The sequence below is a fragment of the Streptomyces sp. NPDC058470 genome (assembly GCF_042721055.1).
Lineage (GTDB): Bacteria > Actinomycetota > Actinomycetes > Streptomycetales > Streptomycetaceae > Streptomyces.
In genome coordinates, this window is record NZ_JBHXMF010000001.1 from 172346 (window position 1) to 178579 (window position 6234).

4 protein-coding genes are annotated in these 6234 nt (G+C 72.3%); all 4 read right to left on the reverse strand.

The genetic code is table 11. From position 1 onward, the window contains the following. Window positions 1-42: 42 nt before the first annotated feature. A complete protein-coding gene (locus ACFWP7_RS00790) occupies window positions 43-1368 on the reverse strand; it encodes an FHA domain-containing protein (RefSeq protein ID WP_384373778.1) in 1326 nt (441 codons plus the stop codon). A 73-nt stretch (window positions 1369-1441) separates the two neighbouring features. Continuing rightward, a complete protein-coding gene (locus ACFWP7_RS00795; protein WP_384373781.1) occupies window positions 1442-2788 on the reverse strand; it encodes a VWA domain-containing protein in 1347 nt (448 codons plus the stop codon). Window positions 2789-2894: 106 nt separating this feature from the next. Then, the gene (locus ACFWP7_RS00800) at window positions 2895-4244 is read right to left on the reverse strand and encodes a PP2C family serine/threonine-protein phosphatase (protein ID WP_384373784.1); all 1350 of its coding nucleotides are present in this window, start codon (window positions 4242-4244) and stop codon (window positions 2895-2897) included. Next, window positions 4245-6234: tetratricopeptide repeat protein (locus tag ACFWP7_RS00805; protein ID WP_384373787.1), on the reverse strand; the 1990-nt coding region annotated here is incomplete at its 5' end.

Consider the following 6234-nt stretch of genomic DNA (forward strand, 5'->3'; position numbering starts at 1 on the left):
CCGGCCGTGCTGACGCCGGCCGTGCTGACGCCGGCCGTGCTGTCAGCCCCGCCTGATGGTGATCGTCGTCCAGGCGCCCACGTGTACCCGGTCGCCGTCCTGGAGGGGTATCGGCACGAAGGGCTGGATGGGTTCCTCGCCGCCGTTGACCGTGGTCCCGTTCGTCGAGTTCTGGTCGACGACCGCCCAGCTGCCGTCCGGCTGCTGGACCAGGACCGCGTGCTGGTGCGAGACGCCGGGATCCTCCGGGGGCACCGACAGGTCGATGTCGGGGGACTCGCCGGTGGAGTGCCGGCGGCGGCCGATCGTCATCTGGTTGCCGGTGAGCGGGCGCTGCTGCTCGGGCGAGTACGCGGGCAGGTTCAGGCCCGCGGCCTCGGGGCCCGAGCGCTGCATCATCGCCATGAAGTACTCGCGGTCGGGACCGATCGTCACGGTCCAGGACAGCGGCTGCTGCTGGTAGGGCGGGCGGGTGCCGGGCGGTGCCTGGGTCGAGCCGGGCTGCGGGTAGCCGTAGCCGCCGCCCTGGGCCGGGCCGGGACCGTTCGGGCCGCCGGGGTGGGCCTGCGTGCCCGGCCCGCCGGGGCTGCCCGCGGACGGCGGGGAGATCACCCAGTCGTCGTCACCGCCGCCGAAGGGCGGGCCGGGAGGCCCGGGCTGGGTGGTCTGGGGGTACCCGGGCGAGGCCGGCTGCTGGGTGAAGGCCTGCCGGGCGTCGGGGCCGCCGGGTGTCGGCCCGGGGGGCGGCGGGACCGGACGTGACGGGTCGCCGAAGGGCGAGGGGCCGCCGCCGTACGGGGCGGGCGGACCCGGCGGAATCGGTTCGGCGGGGCGGTTCACCTGCGAGGGCCGCGAGCCCTGGTACTCGTACGGATCCTGACCAGGACCAGGACCAGGACCAGGACCAGGACCAGGACCGGGACCAGGACCGGTGGGCGGTCCCTGCTGGAATCGCTGCGCCGGATTCGGGCTCCCAGGACCGCCAGGTCCGCCGGGGCCTCCGGGAGAGCCGCCAGGTCCCCCGGGGCCGCCGGGTGACCCCGGCAGCGGCCCCTGCGGGCGTGGCGCGGCAGGCGTGTACGAGGTCGCCGTGTTGGTGAGGAAGTTCCACCGGCACTGCTCGCAGAACGGCGCTGCGCCCTCACGGGGCGTACGGCACTGCGGGCAGAACTCCGGAACGGGGTCGGGCACGGCGGAGAGGTGCGCACGTCCTCCGGGGCCACCGGGGCCGGGCGGCGACGGATAGCCGTAACCGGCCGCGGGCGGCGGTGGTGGAGGGGGCGGGGGCACGGCACCGGCCATGCGGTGACCGCAGACCTCGCACCAGTCGTCGGAACCCGACTGGTGTCCGTTCGGGCAGGTCGGCATGTCGGCGCTTCCCCCTCTCCTTTTCCGGCCGGTAGGGCCGGGTTACTCCGGCTCCTGGGAGAGCCGGGCTCGCTTACTTCTTTACACGAACAGTCTTTGTGGACCGTGTCTCAAGGGTCATTTCGTCTGCTTCCTCGACCCTTGCCTTCAATCGCACAGTACCTGCAGCGGCATCGACCACGTCCACCACCTTCGCAAGCAGTTTCGCAGTATCGGCGTTGCCCGAAGCGCTCGCGAGCTGAACGGCACGTCCCAGCTTGGCCGTTGCCCCGTCGACATCTCCCATTTTGCGGGCGTCCAGGCCTTGTTGGATGGCTTGTGCCAGTTCCGCCTGACCGGTGTAGTGCGCGACCTGTGGATTGATCGACGTGGAAGCCGCCATGTCGTCGGTCCACACCGCTCGTACGAGCCCCTGCGCGCCGAGGCTCTGCACGCTGCCGTCGCTCTGCGGGATCACCAGCGAGACGCGGGCGGCCAGCATCTCCTGGCCGAGGCCGGCCGCGGGGACCTCCACGCACACGTGGTAGTCGCGGGACTCGTCGCCCCAGGAGCCGGTCGGGTAGTCACCGGCACGTGGGCCCGCCTCGGTACGGCGGCCGGTCAGCTCCTCGACGGTGGGGGCGACCTGCTTGACGAACTTGATCTCCGTGCCGACGGGCGTCCACAGCCGCAGCGCGACGTCCGCGACCTCCTTGCCCATGGCCGACTCCATCATGCGCGTGAAGTCGGCGGCGAGGGCGGCCGGGTCGGCGACGATGTCGGAGGTGCCGAGCAGCGCCGAGGCGATCCCGGTGACCTCCTTGACCTCCCAGTCCGTACCGACACCGCGCGCGTCACAGGTGAAACGCCCGGCACAGGAGTCCAGGGCGGCCTTCAGATCCTCCGGTGACTCGTGTTCGTTGCGGCCGTCGGTGAGCAGGATGCCGTGCCGGATCGAGACGTCCGCCGAGGACAGCAGGCGGTCGGCGAGGCGCAGCCAGGTGCCGATCGCCGTACCGCCGCCGGCGGTCAGCTTGCGCAGCGCCTGCTTGGCCTGCTCGCGGCTCGTCGCGTCGGCGACCGCGAGCCGGCCGCCGCCCGGATAGACCTCCTTGGCGACGTGCGTGCCGCCGATCACCGCGAAGTGCACCCCGTCGCGCACGGTGTCGATCGCGGCGGCCGTCGCGTCCCGGGCGTTGCGCATCTTGGTCGGCGGGTAGTCCATCGAGCCCGAACAGTCGACCATGATCGCCACGGCGGCGTCGGGCCCCTGCCCGGCGGTGTACAGGTGGGGCGCGGCGACCGCGCTTCCGATGGTGCCGCCGCCCGTCGCGCTCACCGTGACGATCGCGCTGACCTCGCGGGCGCCGTCGGGCAGGTACTCGTTCTGGTAGACGTCGACCGAGAACTGCGGCACGTTCGACTTCGAGAAATTGGCCATGCCTTCTTCGTCCCCCTCAAGGCCCCCGTAGTACGTAGGTACTACGGGGTGATGACTGTGTCCGGACCGGTCCCCTCCGGTCCGAGGCCGCTCCCCGTTCGCGGCCTCAGGCCGATCCTGCCCCCTGCGCGGGGGCCGGGAACGGCAGGACCGCCACTGTTACGTTGTCGTGGCCCCCGCCGTCCAGGGCGTGGCCGACCAGGACCTGCGCGCTGTGCAGTGGACGCTCGGCGGCGTCGAGGGGTACGACCTCGGCCAGGTGCTCGGCCGCCTCCGCGTAGTTCCACAGCCCGTCGGTGCACACCACCACTACACCCGGCCGGTCCGGCTTGAAGGAAGCGGTGTGCGGCTCCAGTTCGTAGGAGTCGGCGCCGAGCCAGCCCGTGATGGCGTGGGCGCGCTCGTCGGCGTACGCCTCCGCCTCGTTCATCAGGCCCGCGGCGACCATCTGCGCCGCCCACGAGTCGTCCTCGGTGAGGCGGGCCGGGGGCGAGGCGCGGTCGACGGGGACCCAGTAGGCGCGGCTGTCGCCGACCCAGCCGATGATCAGCAGGGTGGGGGTGACGACGGCGCCGACGAGGGTGCAGGCGGGCGCGTTCACGTGCGGGGCGTGCTCGTCGTGCGAAGCGGGCGCGTCCGCGAGGGAGTTGACGGCCTCCGAGGCGGCGATGATCGCCTCGTGCATCGCCTGCTGCGGATGCGTACCGAGCGGCAGGGCCGCCAGGAGTGCTTCGTTGGCCGCCCGGGACGCGGCGAGCGAGGCCTCGTCGGGGCGGGTCGCCGAGGAGACGCCGTCGCAGACGATCGCCACGACCGCGGGTGAGCCGTCGGGCAGCGCGGCCGAGGAGATCGCGAACGCGTCCTCGTTGCGGTGGTGGCGCAGGCCCCGGTCGCTGACCGCGGAGACCGCGCTCAACTCCTGCTCCATGTGATCGCGTTCGCGCGGCTGCGCGTGCCCGCAGTTCTCGCAGTAGCCGTCGCTGTCGACACTGCCCGAGCGGCAGGCGACGCACAGCCTGGTGCCCGCGGCGGGTGTCGCGAGCTCGGCGGTGCGCGGATCGGCGAGGGGTGCGGAGGGCACTTCGGCCGGGGGCGCCAAGGGGTACTCCTCCGGCTCGCGCGGCCTGTCGAACCGTACGCCCGCGGATTCGCCCGCCGGATGCGGGAGTTCGGAGCCGCCCGAGTCGGTGCCCTGGATGTCGGCCGCCCGGTGCACCGGCGCCGGTGTGTGGGAGCTGTCCACCTCCGGCGCGACGGGCCAGTCCACGGACGGGACGGCCGAAGGAGGGTGCGGCGACGTGCCGTTCGCGGTGATCGTCGGCTCGTCCCGCGGCGGTGCGGGCACCGCCGACAGGTCGTACCCGCACGCACCGCAGAAGCGGTCACCCGCCTCCAGCGGCTCCTCGCAACTGGGGCACCGCGAAAGGGCCGTCGGTTGGGGCATCTGGGACATCAATCACACCCACGTCCGGGGGCGGTAACGGTTTGCACGTTCCACCAGATCGATCCTCTCCTCGCCGCCCTGAGCGAGGCGGGCCAGCGTCCGGTACGAGCGCTCCAGACCGAAGCGGAGGCCGCGCTCGTCCAGCTCGCTGCCGAGCAGCGCACGTCCACCGCCGGAGGCCGGAACGGACACCTGGCTACCGGAGAGTACCCAGTCCAGGGCGCAGCCCAGTACTTCTGTGGACAACTGCTCGCGTCGCACCGCGTCGAGACCGTATCCGCCCAGCGCCTCGACCTGCCCCGCGGCCGCCGTCAGCTCGTCGAGGAACGGCGCGGCGGGCGCCTCCTCGGCGAGTCGCTGCCGCAGCCGCGCCCGCACGGCCGCGACCCGCGCCGCCGTGTAGTGGATCGACGACTCCGGTACGGATTCCAGTGTGTGTACGGCGCCACGGCGGTCGCCCGAGGCGAGCTGCACGCGGGCCAGGCCGAACGCCGAACTCACATAGCTGGGGTCGGTCGTCCACACCAGGCGGTAGTACTCGGCGGCGTTGTCCAGCTGCCCGAGGACCTCCGCGCATACGCCGAGGGCCAGCTTGGGCGCCGGCTCGCCGGGGAACGCGTCGTAGATCGCGTCGAAGGACAGCGCCGCGGTCTCCTGCTCGCCGTTCGCGAGCGCCGCGACGCCCCGGTACCAGACCACCCGCCAGTCGTCCGGCTGGTCAGCTTCCAGTGCCTCAAGTGCCCTGGCCGCGGCGGTCAGTTCGCCCATCTCCAGACGCGCCCGCAACTCGCGCAGGCGCAGCTCCACGGAACCGGTGGGCGCCGCGTGCAGTGCGGTGATCAGCTCCGCGGGCGCGGAGGCCATGAGCCCGGCGAGGAAACCGGCGTTGGGGTCGCCCGGGTCGACCCGGGGAACGGGCAGCGCGAGTGCGGTGGCGGCGGCCGGGACGGGCCTGACCAGGCTGCCGGTGCCGACGGGGGCCGCGGCGGCGCCCGAAGTGATGGCGAGTCCACCACCGTTGGCTACGGGCAGCGCTCGTTGCCGACGACCCACCGGCACGACCCGCGCTCCGAGACGCGACACGTCCCCGTCCATCTTTCCGAACAACTCCGTGTCCGTGACCTTGAGTTCGGGCCCGAACAGGGTGGAGAGCGAGGGACGGGCGCGGCCGGTCTGGACGGAGACGACCTCGCGCAGCACGCCGGTCAGCTGCTCGGCCATCTCCTGCGCGGAGGCGAACCGGCGGGCCGGGTCGGGATCGGTGGCCCGCACCAGGAGCCGGTAGAACGACTCGTACTGGCGGAAGACCTCGATGTTGTCCGGGTCCGGCAGGGAGTCCACGAACACGTTCGTGTAGCCCTGGAAGTCGAAGGTCATCACGGCCAGCGTCCGGGCCACCGTGTAGAGGTCGGAGGCGACCGACGGGCCGACCTCGGCCACCTCCGGCGCCTGGTAGCCCACCGTGCCGTAGATGGCCGACTCGTCGTCGTCCATCCTGCGCACCGCGCCCATGTCGATCAGCTTGAGCTGGTCCTCGGTCTGGATCGCGTTGTCGACCTTGAAGTCGCAGTACAGCAGGTTGCGGCTGTGCAGATGGCCGAGCGCCTCAAGCGCCTCGATGCCGTACGCGCACGCCTGCTCCACCGGCAGCGGGTCCCGCTTCCCGGCCCCCGTACGACGGTCGTTGGCGATCTCCTTCAGTGACTTGCCGCCGACGTACTCCATGACGATGTAGCCGTCGAGGGAGCCGGTGCGCTGGTCGAGGTGCTCGACGAAGTTGTAGATCCGCACGATGTTGGCGTGCTCGATCTCGGCGAGGAAGCGGCGCTCGGAGATCGCGGCCGCCATCGCGTCCTGGTCGCCCGTGTCGAGCAGGCCCTTGAGGACCACCCAGCGGTCGGACACCGCGCGGTCGACGGCCAGATACACCCAGCCGAGCCCGCCGTGCGCCAGACAGCCCACGACCTCGTACTGGCCGTGCACGATGTCGCCCGCGGACACG

Coding starts and splice junctions, on each gene's coding strand:
- ACFWP7_RS00795 (WP_384373781.1), bottom strand. CDS start 2,788: ATGGCCAATTTCTCGAAGTCGAACGTGCCGCAGTTCTCGGTCGACGTC.
- ACFWP7_RS00790 (WP_384373778.1), bottom strand. CDS start 1,368: ATGCCGACCTGCCCGAACGGACACCAGTCGGGTTCCGACGACTGGTGC.